We start from the raw sequence: 14,421 nt of genomic DNA on the forward strand, positions 1-14,421 counted from the left end.
GGCGGGGCCTCTAGCGGGCCCCGCGCCCAAAATCAGGCGATAGCTTCCATCTTGCCGCCGACCGGAATGTTCGGCGCCGTTTTATTGTCGGTGATGACGAGATCGTAGCCGCCGCCGTCTTTGAGCCGCCACTGGCCGCCGACGAGCGGCGTCTTGGCAATGTTCTTGGCGGCAAACGGCGGCAGGCCCTTGCCGTCCCAGGCGATTGGCCCGACCAGCGTATCGAGCTTGGTCGCCGCAATCGCCTGCGCGACGGCATCCCCATCCTTGGGGTCTCCGGCCCGCTTCATCGCATCCACCGCCAGCTCGAACAGCGCATGGGCAAAACCGATCGGCTGTGTCCAGGGCCTGTTAGTCGCCTTGGTGAAGGCGGCTGCCACCTGTGTCGCACTTTCCCCCGTCAAGGACGACTTGAACGGATGGCTCGGCGTCCACCAGACTTCCGACGACAGATTATGCCCGGCATTGCCAAGCGCCTCTACGGTCTGCGGGAAGAGTAGCGCCTTGCCGATCGAGGCGATTTTCGGGGCGAAACCCTGTTGCTTGGCCTGGTTCCAGAAGGTGGTGAAGTCAGGCGGGATCACCACGCCGGTGATGATCTCGCACTGGCCCGATTTGAAGGCGTTGATCTGCGCCGAAAAATCGTCGGTCATATTCTGGTAGCGGCCGGGGTCGATCAGGCCATAGCCCATCTTTTCCAGCACCGGCGGGAAGCCGACGACCTTATCGCCCCAGGCATTGCCATCGCCATCATTGGGGAACAAGCCTCCGACCTTCTTATTGGTCTCGATCTGCGCCCACATATTGGTGAAGACGGAGATGACGTCCTCGAGACCCCAGAAGAAGTGATAGGCATAGTTGAATGGTTTCCACGAGGTGGGGTCGCCGGGATTGCCCTGCTGGCCGATGAACCAGGGTTGCCAGGGCGCCACCGTCGAAATACAGGGCATTTCCTCGGCCTCGCAGGTGGTCGCCACCGGATTGGTGGTCTCCGGCGTCGAGGCGACGAGGATCAGGTTCACCTCATCGGTGACGATCAGTTCCTTGGCGACCTCCGCCGCCCGGTTCGGATTGGACTGGCTGTCCTTGACGACGACCTCATAGTTGAGACCCATCGACTTGGTGGTCGTCAGAAAGCTGTCGATGACGAATTTGTCGGCCTCGCCGAAGGCGGCAAGCGGCCCCGTCTGCGGGCTGACATAACCGAGCTTGATCGTAGCATCCTGTGCGATTGCGGGGGCGGCAAGCCCGGATGTCGCCACCAGTGCCCCGGTGGCGGCCGTCGTCTTCAGAAAATCGCGTCTCGTAAACATGTTTCCTCCTCCCATTTTTCTCTCCTCCCAGAGAGCGTGATGTCTGTCGTCAACTCATGCCGGCCGTTTGCCCTGCCAGGCATCCTGTAGCAGGGCACGAATGGATTGCCGGTCGATCGGCCTCGGATTCCAGTAGGGATTTTCGGTGGCGATCTCGGCTGCGCGATCGAGATCGGTTTCGCTGAGGCCAAGATCCTTCAGCGCCTGCGGTGAACCGATCTGACTGGCGAAATCCCAAAGCCCGCCGCCGACCGAACCGCCAAAGATATCGGCGACAGGCGCCAGAAGTTCCGGCACGGCAGCGGCATTGTAGGCGGCGGTGTGGGGCAGCATGATCGCATGCGTGTCGGCGTGCGGCGTATCGAAAGTGCCGCCCAGCGTGTGGCAGATCTTGTGGTGCAGGGCCATACCGACCGTGCCGAGCACGGTGCCGCAGAGCCAGGCGCCGTAGAGCGCATCGGCGCGGACATCGGCATCCCGCGGCACAGCGACGATGTCGGGCAGACTGGTCTTGAAGGCCCGCAGCCCCTCCGCCGCCATCAGTGTCGATATCGGGTTGCGATCCTGCGCGTAGAGCGCCTCGACCGCATGGGCCATGGCATTCAGGCCCGAGGTGGCGCTCATGCCAACCGGCAGGCCGAGCGTCAGGGCGGGGTCGTAGATCACAACCTCAGGCAGGATGCTCGCATGGCGCACGGTGGTCTTGCGCCCGCCCTCCGTCTGGCCGAGGATAGGCGTGACTTCCGATCCGGCATAGGTCGTCGGAATGACGATCTGATGCAGATCCGTGCGATAGGCGATTGCCTTGCCAAGCCCGGTGGTCGATCCGCCGCCGAGCGAAACGACGCAATCGGCCTGCGTTCGGAGAACCACTTCCATCGCCTCTTCGGTGACATCGACTGGCGTGTGCATGACGGCGCCGGCAAAGACGCCGACGGCGAGAGAGCCCAGCCGCGCGGCCAACGCTTCAGCGTCGGCCCTCTGTTGCGGCGTCGAGAGGACGAACGCCTTGGCGCATCCGAGCTTTTCCACCCATTCGCCGGCGGCAGCGCTCTTGCCTTCGCCGAAGACGATATGGGCGGGGCTGCCGCGATAGATGAAATCGCGGCTCATGTGTCGCCTCTCTGTCTGGCGCGGACCATGATGAAAATCAGTTTCAACAACCATTCCTCGCCCTGCTGCTCGAAGGTTCGCACCAGCTCCGGCTTGACGGCGAAGATCGCGTCTTCGGCCAGATGCGGATCGCTGCCGTCATAGATATGCGTGGTGATCGTCTCGAAGCCCGGCGCCTTGATGATGAAATGAAGATGCGCCGGGCGGCGCAGTGGATAGCCCGCCTCCCGCAGAAGCTTTCCCACCGGACCATCGTCGGGCACGCCATAGCCACATGGCTTGATGGTCCGATAGTGGAAACGTCCGTCCGCATCCGTGCGGAAGCTGCCGCGCAGATTGAATTCCGGCTGCTGGTCCGGCTGCTGGTTTTCGTAGAGCCCTTGAGCATTGGCCTGCCAGGTGATGATTTCGGCATTTGCGATAGGCTCGCCATCGAGATCCTGCACGCGGCCGGAAACCTCCAGTGTCTCGCCGATTCCATCGAGCGAAATATTGCCGCCGAGCGGCAGTTGCGGAACGTCGGCGCGGAAGAAAGGTCCGCGCACGGTGTTGGGGGTGGCCGTCTTCGGACGGCGCGAATTGATCTCCTCGACCAGTGCCGAAGCGCCGAGCAGATCCGACAGCAGCACCCACTCCTGGCGCCGCTCGTCGCTGGCGTGGCCGACATCGGTCAAGAATTCGATGACCTGGCGCCATTCCGCCTGGGTGGGTCGCACTTCGCGGATCAAGGTATGAAGATGCGTCACCGCCGCCGCGAGAACCTGCGGCAGGCTGTGCTCCTTTGATGGCGGAAGTCGTTGCGCGAACATGTCATGCGAGTTGGCCTCGCTGAAATTCAGCGCCATCGGACCCGGCGTCATGCGTCTCCTCCAAAGCAATGGCTGGTAGAGATAAATTAGCGCGAGATCACTTTGCCCATGATGATTTTATTCCAGTTTAATATATCATATCGTTATGAAGATAGATGAACGCCACCTTGTCCAGCTTGCCGCAGTCGTTAAAACCGGCGGGGTCACCGAGGGAGCAGCCCTGCTCGGCCTATCGCAGCCGGCCGTCTCGCGCACGCTCTCGATGCTCGAAGCCCGCATCGGCGAACCGCTGTTCGTCAAGGGGCGACGGCCGCTGCAGCCAACACCATTGGGACGAGCGCTGGCCGATCACGGTCAGACCATGTTGTCGGCATCACGCAAGGCCTCCGATGTCGTCGAAAGCTTTCGGGTCGGCAGGAGCGGCGTGGTGCGTGTCGGCGGCACGCCTTTTTTCATGGACGCATTGATCGCCGGGATGGTCGCCGAGTTCCAAAACCTGCATCCAGACGTGCGCATCGACCAGACCTATGGTTATTTCCCAGACCTCCGGGCCGCGCTCAATGCCGACCAGATCGACCTTGCCATCTGTCCAATCGATATTCTCGACGAGGGCTCCGGCCTTGAATTCCAGCAAATCCTGCCCGGCCGCAACGTCATCGCCTGCCGGGTCACCCATCCATTGCTGTTGAAGCGGCGGCCTCAACCGGCACACCTGCTCGATTTTCCCTGGGTGGCACCACCGCCAGGCAGCCCGCTGCTCACCGATCTGCGCAGCATGCTCCTGTCTTTCGGCGCAACCGAAGTCAAGATTCGCTATTCGGGCGGCTCCCTCATGAGCGTCGTCCACTACATGAAGGCGGCTGATGCACTGACCATCATGCCGCACAGCGTCGTCTTCGCATTGCGTAACGAAAAATCCATCACAGCCCTGCCCGTCCCCATCCCCCATCCGGAACGCGCGCTCGGTCTGTTGAAGCGTTCGGACGCACCTCGCACGCCCGCCGTAGATCACTTCGCCCGCCACATCCGCACGGGCTTCGATAACCTCAAGCACCTGATCAAGCGGCATGAGCAGTCAGTGGTCTGGGGCTCATAAACACGATGCAAGAATTTGGTGTAGGTTGGCGCCACTACACATTCGACTTGACATCGACGACCCAGATACAGCCGGGTTGTCCTTCCTCATGGCCATATTCCTCATCAAGGAAACCGTCATCGGTAAAGACGGCAGCCACCCGCTCTTTTAGCAACGCCTCGACGCTCCGATCGGCGCTCGAAATCGGGCCAGCAACAGGCGCGGTTCTTTTTGCTCGTTACTGCGGCAGAACAAAAAAGCGAATCCGGAAGAAGGGGACGCGGGAGCATGTATACTCTAGGAAAAATGTAGACATACTTTATTTTAGCGTCGTCTATTCCGGAGGGTATGATGAAGATCACAAGACGCGCTTTCACTGCGGTGGTGGCAGGTGCCATCGCAACACCTTTGATGCAGGTTCGACTGGCTGGTGCGACTGACAAGGTGGTGCGCATCGGCTACCAGAAATATGGAACTCTGGTGCTTCTCAAGGGCAAAGGGTTGCTGGAGAAGAAACTCAAATCCATCGACTACACCGTTGAATGGACCGAATTTCCGGGCGGTCCCCAGCTCCTCGAAGCCCTGAACGCTGGTGCGGTCGATTTCGGATCGACCGGGGAAACGCCGCCGATCTTCGCCCAGGCGGCGAACGCTCCGCTTGTCTATATCGCACACGAGCCGCCTGCCCCGCGCGGTGAAGCCATACTTGTCCCGAAGGATAGTCCCATCAAGTCCGTTGCCGACCTGAAGGGCAAGAAGATCGCCTTTACCAAAGGCTCGAACGTGCACTACCTGCTCGTTAAGGCGCTCGAAGAAGCCGGTTTGACCTACGAGGACGTGGAGCCATCCTTTCTCGCCCCAGCCGATGGCCGCGCGGCTTTCGAAAAGGGCGCGGTGGATGCATGGGTCATCTGGGATCCCTTCCAGGCAGCTGCGGAAGTGGCGATCGAAGCGCGAGAGCTCAGAAACGGCGAGGGCATCGTTCCCAACCACCAGTTCTATCTCGGCACGACTTCGCTGGTTGACGGCCATGCCCAGGCGATCGATGTCTTGATCGACGCCATTTCCGAGATCGACGAATGGACCAAGTCCGACACCGCGGCTGCGGCTGCGGAGCTATCACCGTCGGTCGGCATCCCCGAACCTGTCCTCGTCAAGGCGCTCGAACGTCAGTCCTACGGGATCAAGAGTCTGGATGACACGGTCGTCGCGCAGCAGCAGAGCATCGCCGACACCTTTTTCAAACTGAAGCTCATTCCCAAAGAGGTGACGATTGCGGACGTCGTCCGCAAGGGCAAGGCGTGATGCCCATCTTCAGGATCTGAGCACTGGCTCGAGCGAGAAAGTCTGGCCGCCTTCTCGCATGACACTCAGCCGGGACACCGGGCTCCGTGTGAAGCTGAGACGCGGTGCATTGGGAGGGGCCGCAAATCAGAACGCAACCCTCTCAGTCGTGAGTTTTGGCGCCGGCGATCCGGCGCGGTTCGATCGTCCGGTTTGCGTGGAAAACCTAATTGGCGGCAGGCGTCTTCGCGATCAAATCTCTCAGAAAGTCATTGCACCAGCGAGAGACGTCGTGTTCTAGCAGATGATCCATCATTCCCCGCCAGCGTTCGCGGCGTTCCTCGATTGACATCGTGAGTGCCTTGGCAAGGGCATTGGCGGTGCCTTCGACATCATAGGGATTAACCAGCAGTGCACCTTTCAATTCGCGGGCCGCGCCGGCAAAGCGGGAAAGAACGAGGACGCCCGGGCGATCGGGGTCTTGCGCCGCGACATATTCCTTCGCGACCAGGTTCATCCCATCGCGCAACGGCGTTACGAATCCGATTGTCGCAAGACGGTAGAGGCCAGCGAGCACATTTCTGCTGCTGGACCGATTTATGTAGCGGATCGGCACCCAATCCACGGTTCCGATCGCGCCATTTACCCGGCCCGCCTGTTCAGCCACCATTCGCTGCATCTGTTCATATTCAGGCACTTCGGATCGCGATTTGGGCGTGATCTGCAAGTATGTCACCTTGTTTTGATAGGCTGGATTGCTGGTGATGAAACGTTCGAAAGCGTCCAGACGCTGGGTAATGCCCTTCGAATAGTCGAGCCTGTCGACGCCGATGATCAAGTCGCGTCCCTCGACGCTCTGCCGGGCCTTGCGGACCATGTTATTTGCCGAAGCTTTGCCTGCGAGTTCAGCGAAAGCCGCGGTCTCGATCCCAATTGGGTAGGCAGCTGCCTTGAACGTCCGTCCGTGTGAATCAAATAAGCCGTCGCCGAGGTCGTCCCCGATGCCCTCCCGCGTGAGATAACCGGCGAAATTCTGAAGATCATGGTCGGTCTGGAAGCCGAGAAGGTCGTAGTGCGACAATCCACGCATGATTTCCTCATGCACCGGCATCGTGACGAGCACGTCGGCTGATGGCCAAGGGATGTGCAGGAAGAAACCGATTCGGTTTTTCAGCCCTATCCGGCGCAGTTCCGCCGCCAGCGGAATGAGATGATAATCATGCACCCAGATGACGTCGTCCGGCTCGATCAGCGGCGCCAGCCTCTGTGCGAAGAAGCGGTTGACGCGGAAATAGCCGGCCATTTCCTTGCGGCCATACTCTGCAAGATCGAGCCGATAGTGGCAAACCGGCCAGAGAACGCGGTTGGCAAAGCCGTGATAATATTCCTCGACGTCGGTATCGGTCAGGTCGGTCACGGCATAGGTGATGTTACCCTGCTGCCGCCGCGAGAGCCTCTCCGGTTCTCGGCTCCCGCTCGACTTGCCCGACCACCCCATCCAGATACCCCCTCGTTCCTGGAGAGCGGCCTGCAAGGCGACGGCAAGACCGCCTGCCGGTGCCACGCCGTCTTTATCGGGAATCGGCACTCGATTGGAAACGACAACAAGCCGTGCCATTGCAAAGTCCTTTCATGGAGTGTTCTAGCCGCGAATGGCCAATGATCCGATCAGTCCGCGAAGCTGCCGACATGGCAGGAGACCGAGACGCGCAGACGCGAGTCGACGAGTTGCTAGACTTACCTCTTTTGACCTCGCCAACCAATACTTGGTCGGTAACATCGTCTGTGATGACCAGTCCAGACGCCTTCTGCCACATAACGATCAGGCTAGCGGCATTCCATCGCTTTGGGTCATCAATGTTCGGTGACGTTTTCGGGTTTGGCTTTTCAGTTTCGCGATCTTGGCCCAACTCGGACCTGACATTCTGTCACGGCTGGCGCCTAACCAGCCCCGCGGCACCGTAAGAAGACTTAGGCCGGCTGCTGCCGAAATTTTCGACCAACTGGTCGAATGACGCGACGACTCGGTCAGACGCGCCAACCGGTGGATATGGTTCAACCCGGCTGAACGGACGCGTCCGGCCGGGTTGAGTCTGGAGCTTTACTTACCCATCATCTGCTTCGCGTTTTCGGGCGTAATGGCGGTGGTATCGACCGTTACTGTCGCCGGCACCGACGATGCGCAGTCCAGCAATATCGACTTAGCCATGTCGACCGCCTCTTTGCCTCCTGTCGGATAAGTGAAGGTCGCTGACCAGTCGCCCTTTGCGACTGCCTCGATCCCGCCTGCTGGACCCGGCAAGCCGTCGGTGCCGATGATCTTCACGCTCTTACCGGCACCTTTCGCAGCAAGTAGCGCACCCGCCGCCATCATGTCGTTGCTGGCATAGACCATCTTGATATCGGGATGAGCCTGCAGCATTGCCGCGAAGGCGGTCTGCGCTTTATCCGGCAACCAGTCAGCCGCTTGTTCCGCCACGATCTGGATCTTGGGGTTTGCCTTCACGCCATCTTTGAAGCCGTTGAGCCGTTCGACGGCTGGTGTCGAGCTCGGCAGCCCCTGCAGCACGGCCGCCTCGCCGCCATCCGGCAGAAGCGTCTTGCTCGTATATTCGCCGGCGGCCAACGCGATTTTGTAGTTATCTCCTCCGATGAAAGCTGTGTAGTCCTTGCCAGCCTCACCGTTTGTCTTGCGGTCAAGTTCGATGACCGGGATACCCGCGTCCATTGCCCGCTTGACGGCGGGCGTAAGCGGAGCCGCCTCGAAAGGCGAGATCAACAGAAGGTCAACCTTTTGGGTGATGAAATTGTCGACCTGCGATGTCTGGGTGTTGACGTTTCCCGCGCCGTCAGCGATCTGCAGCGTGAACTGCGGGACTGCCTTGGCGGCTGCCTCTAGTTCATCGTTGACGTGCTGGCGATAGGGCTCCGCATTGTTGGCCTGCGAGAAGCCGATGACGAACTCGCCATCCTTGGCACAAGCCTTCACCAGCGGATCGGCAGCGTGAGCCACGCCGGCAATAGCAAGGCATGACCCGGCCAGGAGTGCCATGCGCCCGGCATGCGACAGTCGAAGTGCATTCTGTGTCATTACTTTCTCCTCCACATTGATCCCGGATCCACCCTCCGGGTGATGCCGCCACACTACCTGCCCAATCCTTCGCGGCGACGAACGAGGGATTGAAGGACTGCCGCCAGAACGATAATTGCCGCTGTGGCAAGCAACTGCATCGCTGGCGTGATGTTGTTCAGCTGCAATATATTGGCCAAAGCGCCGAGCATGATCGTACCGGCGATTGTTCCGACCATTGAACCTGACCCGCCAAACAGGCTGGTTCCTCCGATGACGACAGCCGCGATGGCCGTCAATTCATATCCGGTCCCATCATTGGCACTCCCAAAATTGAATTGCCCGGCATGGACGATGCCAGCAAGCGCGGATGCAAAGCCGGTAATGGCGTAAACGGCGATCTTGATTGCCGAGACCGGAACACCTGAGATGCGGGCGGCGCGCTCATTTCCGCCGACGGCATAGACGTAACGGCCGAATCTGGTCGTGTTCAGCACCAGCGTGGCGATGCAGGCAAAGATCAAGAAGACGATCGTAGCCACGGGAACGACGTTGCCGAATAGTCGACCGCCCAGAATGGCAAAGATGGGCGGAGCGAGCCCAGGACCATCACCATAAGAGATATTGATGTACTGATTGTCCGACACAACGAGTGCAAGCCCGCGAGCTGCCTGTAGACCGGCGAGAGTCACGATAAACGCTTCAAGTCGAAACTTGCTTGAGATCGCTCCCTGGACCAACCCGAAGCAAATGCCCATCAGCAGCACTGCCAGCACCGTCGTGATCAGCCCAAAACCGCCTGAGACCATCAATGTTGCTGTTACCACGCTCGCAAGACCAAGTGTCGCCCCAACCGAGAGATCAATTCCGGCCGTGATGATCACGAACGTCATTCCGATCGCGATGATGCCAGTCTCAGACACCGCACGGACGATGTTGGCGATGTTGTCGGGTTGAATGAACAGGATGACACCGTGCCGACGCGGTGAGAAAATGATGCCCCCGGCGAAAACGAGTATAAGGCCGATCAAGCTTTGGAAGCGGACCAACACCGCAAGCGGATCCATCCGCTTGGCGGGCTGAATGGCTGGATTGGATGTAATTTGCTGTTCGGACATCAGGCCTCCCTCCCGTTGGCGGCCGCCAGGACTTCGTGTTCGTCGACGCCGCCAGAAAACTCAGCAACGCTGCTGCCGTTGCGCAAAACCACTATTCGATCGCACAGGCCGATCAGCTCGGGCATCTCGCTCGAAGCGACAAGAATGCCCAATCCCTCTGAAGCAAGTTTGCGCAGGCGGGCGTAGATTTCCCCCTTTGCGCCGACGTCGACGCCACGCGTCGGCTCGTCGAGAAGCAACAAGCGCGGATTTCCCAGCACTTCCTTTGCGAGGACGACCTTCTGTTGATTCCCCCCCGAAAGTGCCCCGACCGCGATCCCGGGATTCTTGGGACGGATGTCGAATTGGCCGAAAGAACTTTTGATCGCGTCCTCTTGGCGTCGCGCAGACATAAAGCCTCTTGGTGATATCCAGCGGATGATCGACATCACCAGATTGAGACCTACAGACATACGCAACATGAGACCGGCTCCACGCCGGTCATCGGTTACGAATGCCAGTCCTGCCCTGCGAGCAGCCGCGATCGATTTAAGCCTGGTCGGTCTGCCACCAATCGTAATGTCCCCATGCCATTGGCCCGGCACGCCTGTTCCGTAGAGTGCGCTCAAGAGCTCGGTTCGACCCGCCCCCATAACGCCCGCGAGCCCGACGATTTCGCCGCTACGAACATCGAGATCGACTTTGATGGGCGCTTGCCACCCGGGAGACGCGCGATGTGGGCGGAAGGAAGCCTGCCGCATCCGCAGGAGCACGTCACCAACACTATGGGCGCGGCGCGGATAAAGCTCGTTCAAAGGACGTCCGACGAGAAGCTGCACCAGTTCGGCCTGCGGAGCATCTGGTTTGGTGACGCCAGCCACCTTGCCGTCGCGCATGACCGTTACGCGGTGAGCGATCTGCGGCACTTCCTCAAGACGATGCGAGATATAGACGATGCCAACGCCCGAGGACGCCAGGCCACGCATGATGTCGAACAATCGATCTACTTCGCCAACGGTCAAGGCAGCCGTCGGCTCATCCATAATGAGGGCTTTCGATGCGTAGGAAAGCGCCTTGACGATGGCGACGACCTGTCGCTGGCCGATCGAAAGCTCACTGACGAACTGGGTGGGATCGATCGATCGGTCGATCGCTTCCAGTCTTTTGCGCGCCTCTTGCAGCATCGCCTTGCCATCGAGCGTGCCATGCCGATGGACAAGCTCGCGCCCGAGAAAGAGATTGGCGGCCACTGTCAGGCTCGGAACGAGGTCCAGCTCCTGGAAGATCGTTGCGATTCCCGCTGCTTGTGCATCACGCGGGCTGTGAAATCGCGCGGGTTTGCCGTCGATGAATATCTCTCCCTCGTACGGGGTATTCACACCGGACAACAGGTTCATCAACGTCGACTTTCCGGCACCATTTTCACCAAGCAGCGCATGGATTTCGCCAACCTTTAGTTCGAAATCCACGCCACGAAGCGCCTGAACGCCGCCGAAGCGCTTGACCACACCTTTCGCTGAAAGAACAACGTGGCTCATGCTGCCTCTCCACACGATTCACGCACCCGCAAAACTGGCGACAGTCGAATGGTCTCGCGGGGGCGGAGCTTGTTGCCTATCCGCTCGATCAGCAAGTCCGCCGCCTTCCTGCCAATCTCATCGCAAGGCTGGGCCATCAGCGTCAGGCGCGGTTCGAAATAATCTGCCCATTCGAAATCATCGATTCCAAGCACAGAAATGTCCGCGGGAACACGCAGCTTCCGCTCCCGGATAGCCCTCATAGCCCCGATCATCGCCAGATTGTTCGAAGCAAGAATCGCTGTCGGCGGCTCCTTCAGCTCCAGCAAACGGTGCGTCGAAGCCGTGGCGTCGGCGGTGCTGCGATTGCCGTCGCTGATTAAATTGTCCTCTACCTCTATTCCCTTCTCGATCATCGCTGCGCGGAAGGCCTTTGCGCGCTCCACAGTCGTCGCAAAGCCGGGTTGACCGAGAATGATCCCAACCCGTCGATGATGCAGCGTCACGAGATGATCGACGAGCGTTTGTATTGCGGCGACGTTATCCGTCCCGACCTGGTCGAAACGGTTGTCCGACAGCCTGTCAACAAGCACACAGGGAAGGTCGGACCGGATGAGATAGTCCAGCGCTTTTTTAGGATCGCCCGAAGGCGCAAGTATAATCCCGTCGACTCGGCGTTGATGCAGATGCTGGACCAGTTCCAGCTCCCGGACCGGGTCATCTTGCGTGTCACAGAGGAACACGATCAAGCCCCGTTTGGAACACTCGGTTTCAATCGCACAGATGATGTCACTGAAATAAGGGTTCGAAATTGCGGAAATCGCGAGGCCGACGGTACCTGTCGATGACAATTTGAGCGAGCGAGCGACTGTATTGGGGATATATCCGATCGCCTCCACGGACTCGAGGACGAGCTTGACCTTCTCGGGTGAGACGTAGCGCGTCTTATTGAGAACGTGCGAAACCGTGGAGACTGAGACCCCGGCCGCCTTTGCCACCTCGGAAATAGTCGTCATGAGCGCACTCCAGCTCTCGCTAGCAGCGCAACAAACAGGTTTTTCAAACTATCCTCCCAAGCGAAATTCCAACCTCCAGAGGCTCTCCCAGGATCCGCTATGTAATAACGCTAGCGCCATCGAAACGTTTGCGCAATCGTTTTTTTCTGCTAATCGTTCATCGTTCTTGTCGCTGCTAATCTCTTGGGAGGGAGACGCCATGCTGAAGGGTGTGCCGCCGTTCATTACGGCCGACCTGTTGTGGGTCATGGCCTCCATGGGTCACGGCGACGAACTGGCAATCGTGGATCGAAACTTCTCCGGTTTTCGTGTAGCGACCCAAACCACGAGCGGAAAGCTTCTCATCTTAGAGGGTGTCGATGCACCGACTGCAGTCCGCGGGATCCTTCAGATGATGCCCTTGGACACGTTTAGTGAGACGCCTCTGATGCACATGGAGGCCGTCGACGCGCCAGGCGAGTTGCTGGAAGTACACAAAGACGTCCTCGCCGTTTGCAGTGAAGCAGAGGGCCGTTCGATAGCGAGCCAACCGGTCGAGAGGTCTGCGTACTATCCCATCGCGATGCGATCGTTTGCAGTCATCCAGACGGCGGAATCGCGCGCCTATGGGAACTTCATCCTTAAGAAGGGCGTGGTCTGAGGGTTCTCTTCGACTAACAAATCTGCGACTTGCCACCCTTGCTACTTTGCGGCCTCTTCAGGTGCCGTCCGACCGTCACCGATCCTTGTGACAGCCATCGAGGCCGTGAAGGGCGCTTCAGCGAGAGCGACCGCGACTATCTCTCGGTCAAGCTGGACGATCCAAGCTTCCCAGCTCCGATCTACGCAACGCTCTCCGAGATCGAAGGCGAGGACGGCTACCAGCTGATCTGGTCCCGCCCCAACCGCGACTAAGAGCCCGCTAAGGCCCCCGCCGCTCAGGCGGGGCCGAACTGCTGACACAGACATCCATTCGGGAGGCTGCGGGGCACCCTCGCTTCGGCTGTGAAGGAAAGAAGAAGAACGAGGTCAGCCCCGCAAATATCGGATAGTTGTTTTCGGTCGGTAGCCGCGAGCACGTTTTTGTTTCACCAGGTCGAGGAACAGTCGAACTGCTTCCTCCTCCCGTTCGAAGACATGGTGCTTTTCCTGCCCATGCTTGCCGATCCGTCCCCATCGCCGCGTCAGGCAGGGCTCTCCAAACAGCGTCTGCCCAATCTCTATGGCGTAGTAGCGCGCCATGTTCTTCTCCGGATCCGCTCGTTCGATATAGAGGTGGTAGGGCTGCACAGTCATGTTGGCATCATCGTCAAACGGGACGGCGACGTCCAACGACACATTTGAATCAATCACATGCAACTGATTCATTTCCGTGAAGGATGGTACTTGGGCGAGTGGCCGTAGGATATCTGCAAACATACCGAACGTGACGTGGCGCAAGGCCCCCTCCCCGGCTTCACGAGGACACGCAGTATCGACGTAGATGACGGATGTGCGTCGAGCCGCCCTGGCGAAAGGAGCTGCGGGAAGACGTGTTCCAGCATGGTAGGGCCAATGGCGGGCAGCAGCCGTGCGCAACCGATCACCACGTCAATATCCCCTATCCGCTAAGGCAAGAATATAAGTCGGTTCGATTTCGTCGAATTGATCGCGCTCCCGACCATTGGATCTGGAGACGTTCCAGGCGAGCTGGTCCGCGACGACGCGCGCCTGGAGGTGGTAGATTTGACCGAGAATCGCTGCGTCCTTGCTCGACGTCGGCGCCTGGATTGCTATCAGCTTCATGATCCCGCTCCGCAATTGTGCTGGTGCGCGGATCGTGATTTGCGCAAAGAAGCGGTTTGATTCCAGTCGCAAATCTGCGAGTCGCTCGTCGCTGCCGCTGGAGGTGGTGCCTTGTCCATACCAGGGCGGCCCGTGCACATAGGACCGCCACCCGCAAAACTGCGGGTATGAAAACAACCGCTCAGCGACGCTCCGCGCCTTCAAGTCGTTGAAAAATATGGTGGAGCGCCGGATGACGGTGTCGGCAGCAAGTTGTTTATTAAATTTTCGTTAACCAAAGAAGGTTTGACGACTCACGCGATACCTGCAACCTTTGCGACGGAAAATGCGCGATCATCGGTGAAAAACCGTCGCGAGGTGAAA

General features: G+C 59.3%; 14 protein-coding genes and 1 pseudogene. 4 read left to right on the plus strand and 11 right to left on the minus strand.

Features of this window, described 5'->3' with window-relative positions; translation table 11 throughout:
- Positions 1-32: 32 nt before the first annotated feature.
- The 3 genes from ACD590_RS35320 to ACD590_RS35330 are packed head-to-tail and all read right to left on the minus strand — an operon-like array spanning position 33 to position 3,286.
- The gene (locus ACD590_RS35320) at positions 33-1,313 is read right to left on the minus strand and encodes an ABC transporter substrate-binding protein (protein ID WP_247264754.1); all 1,281 of its coding nucleotides are present in this window, start codon (positions 1,311-1,313) and stop codon (positions 33-35) included.
- Between the two features lie 54 nt (positions 1,314-1,367).
- Positions 1,368-2,426 (minus strand): maleylacetate reductase, encoded by a 1,059-nt coding sequence (locus ACD590_RS35325; protein WP_439004393.1) that lies wholly within the window; start codon positions 2,424-2,426, stop codon positions 1,368-1,370.
- The gene (locus ACD590_RS35330; RefSeq protein ID WP_247264756.1) at positions 2,423-3,286 is read right to left on the minus strand and encodes a dioxygenase family protein; all 864 of its coding nucleotides are present in this window, start codon (positions 3,284-3,286) and stop codon (positions 2,423-2,425) included. The genes ACD590_RS35325 and ACD590_RS35330 overlap by 4 nt, the downstream gene beginning before the upstream one ends.
- A gap of 94 nt (positions 3,287-3,380) precedes the next feature.
- Between ACD590_RS35330 and ACD590_RS35335 the strand changes: the two genes are divergently transcribed.
- Complete coding sequence (locus tag ACD590_RS35335; protein ID WP_018247085.1) at positions 3,381-4,331, plus strand: LysR family transcriptional regulator; 951 nt, start codon at positions 3,381-3,383, stop codon at positions 4,329-4,331.
- 330 nt (positions 4,332-4,661) lie between these two features.
- Entirely contained in the window at positions 4,662-5,615 is a 954-nt protein-coding gene (locus ACD590_RS35340; protein ID WP_439004394.1) for a sulfonate ABC transporter substrate-binding protein, read from the plus strand.
- 205 nt (positions 5,616-5,820) lie between these two features.
- Here ACD590_RS35340 and otsA read toward each other — a convergent pair whose 3' ends face one another.
- The 5 genes from otsA to ACD590_RS35365 all read right to left on the minus strand — a co-directional run bounded on the left by otsA (position 5,821) and on the right by ACD590_RS35365 (position 12,294).
- Entirely contained in the window at positions 5,821-7,212 is a 1,392-nt protein-coding gene (otsA, locus tag ACD590_RS35345; protein WP_247264758.1) for an alpha,alpha-trehalose-phosphate synthase (UDP-forming), read from the minus strand.
- Positions 7,213-7,695: 483 nt separating this feature from the next.
- Positions 7,696-8,685, minus strand: a complete 990-nt coding sequence (locus ACD590_RS35350) for a substrate-binding domain-containing protein (protein ID WP_018247081.1) — start codon at positions 8,683-8,685, stop codon at positions 7,696-7,698.
- Positions 8,686-8,738: 53 nt separating this feature from the next.
- Positions 8,739-9,782: an ABC transporter permease gene (locus ACD590_RS35355; protein WP_018247080.1), complete on the minus strand. Its 1,044-nt coding sequence runs from the start codon at positions 9,780-9,782 to the stop codon at positions 8,739-8,741.
- Positions 9,782-11,299, minus strand: a complete 1,518-nt coding sequence (locus tag ACD590_RS35360; RefSeq protein WP_439021058.1) for a sugar ABC transporter ATP-binding protein — start codon at positions 11,297-11,299, stop codon at positions 9,782-9,784. The genes ACD590_RS35355 and ACD590_RS35360 overlap by 1 nt, the downstream gene beginning before the upstream one ends.
- The gene (locus tag ACD590_RS35365; RefSeq protein WP_018247078.1) at positions 11,296-12,294 is read right to left on the minus strand and encodes a LacI family DNA-binding transcriptional regulator; all 999 of its coding nucleotides are present in this window, start codon (positions 12,292-12,294) and stop codon (positions 11,296-11,298) included. Before ACD590_RS35365 ends, ACD590_RS35360 begins: the two co-directional genes overlap by 4 nt.
- A gap of 199 nt (positions 12,295-12,493) precedes the next feature.
- Here ACD590_RS35365 and ACD590_RS35370 point away from each other — a divergent pair, with 199 nt between their 5' ends.
- The gene (locus tag ACD590_RS35370) at positions 12,494-12,934 is read left to right on the plus strand and encodes an RbsD/FucU family protein (protein ID WP_026188826.1); all 441 of its coding nucleotides are present in this window, start codon (positions 12,494-12,496) and stop codon (positions 12,932-12,934) included.
- A 113-nt stretch (positions 12,935-13,047) separates the two neighbouring features.
- Positions 13,048-13,188, plus strand: a pseudogene (locus ACD590_RS35375) (DUF736 family protein); the annotation flags it as partial.
- Between the two features lie 114 nt (positions 13,189-13,302).
- Here the strand turns inward: ACD590_RS35375 and ACD590_RS35380 are convergent.
- From ACD590_RS35380 to ACD590_RS35390, 3 genes are all read right to left on the minus strand, one after another.
- Positions 13,303-13,569 (minus strand): WGR domain-containing protein, encoded by a 267-nt coding sequence (locus ACD590_RS35380; protein ID WP_439004407.1) that lies wholly within the window; start codon positions 13,567-13,569, stop codon positions 13,303-13,305.
- 68 nt (positions 13,570-13,637) lie between these two features.
- Positions 13,638-13,817, minus strand: a complete 180-nt coding sequence (locus ACD590_RS35385) for a hypothetical protein (RefSeq protein WP_439004408.1) — start codon at positions 13,815-13,817, stop codon at positions 13,638-13,640.
- Between the two features lie 46 nt (positions 13,818-13,863).
- On the minus strand, positions 13,864-14,058 hold the full coding sequence (locus tag ACD590_RS35390; RefSeq protein ID WP_439004397.1) for an acyl-homoserine-lactone synthase: 195 nt from the start codon (positions 14,056-14,058) through the stop codon (positions 13,864-13,866).
- Positions 14,059-14,421 lie beyond the last annotated feature (363 nt).

The organism is Rhizobium sp. 862_C5_N1_2 (assembly GCF_051811205.1).
Lineage (GTDB): Bacteria > Pseudomonadota > Alphaproteobacteria > Rhizobiales > Rhizobiaceae > Rhizobium > Rhizobium leguminosarum.

Coding starts and splice junctions, on each gene's coding strand:
- ACD590_RS35320 (WP_247264754.1), bottom strand. CDS start 1,313: ATGTTTACGAGACGCGATTTTCTGAAGACGACGGCCGCCACCGGGGCA.
- ACD590_RS35325 (WP_439004393.1), bottom strand. CDS start 2,426: ATGAGCCGCGATTTCATCTATCGCGGCAGCCCCGCCCATATCGTCTTC.
- ACD590_RS35330 (WP_247264756.1), bottom strand. CDS start 3,286: ATGACGCCGGGTCCGATGGCGCTGAATTTCAGCGAGGCCAACTCGCAT.
- ACD590_RS35335 (WP_018247085.1), top strand. CDS start 3,381: ATGAAGATAGATGAACGCCACCTTGTCCAGCTTGCCGCAGTCGTTAAA.
- ACD590_RS35340 (WP_439004394.1), top strand. CDS start 4,662: ATGAAGATCACAAGACGCGCTTTCACTGCGGTGGTGGCAGGTGCCATC.
- otsA (WP_247264758.1), bottom strand. CDS start 7,212: ATGGCACGGCTTGTTGTCGTTTCCAATCGAGTGCCGATTCCCGATAAA.
- ACD590_RS35350 (WP_018247081.1), bottom strand. CDS start 8,685: ATGACACAGAATGCACTTCGACTGTCGCATGCCGGGCGCATGGCACTC.
- ACD590_RS35355 (WP_018247080.1), bottom strand. CDS start 9,782: ATGTCCGAACAGCAAATTACATCCAATCCAGCCATTCAGCCCGCCAAG.
- ACD590_RS35360 (WP_439021058.1), bottom strand. CDS start 11,299: ATGAGCCACGTTGTTCTTTCAGCGAAAGGTGTGGTCAAGCGCTTCGGC.
- ACD590_RS35365 (WP_018247078.1), bottom strand. CDS start 12,294: ATGACGACTATTTCCGAGGTGGCAAAGGCGGCCGGGGTCTCAGTCTCC.
- ACD590_RS35370 (WP_026188826.1), top strand. CDS start 12,494: ATGCTGAAGGGTGTGCCGCCGTTCATTACGGCCGACCTGTTGTGGGTC.
- ACD590_RS35380 (WP_439004407.1), bottom strand. CDS start 13,569: ATGACTGTGCAGCCCTACCACCTCTATATCGAACGAGCGGATCCGGAG.
- ACD590_RS35385 (WP_439004408.1), bottom strand. CDS start 13,817: ATGCTGGAACACGTCTTCCCGCAGCTCCTTTCGCCAGGGCGGCTCGAC.
- ACD590_RS35390 (WP_439004397.1), bottom strand. CDS start 14,058: ATGAAGCTGATAGCAATCCAGGCGCCGACGTCGAGCAAGGACGCAGCG.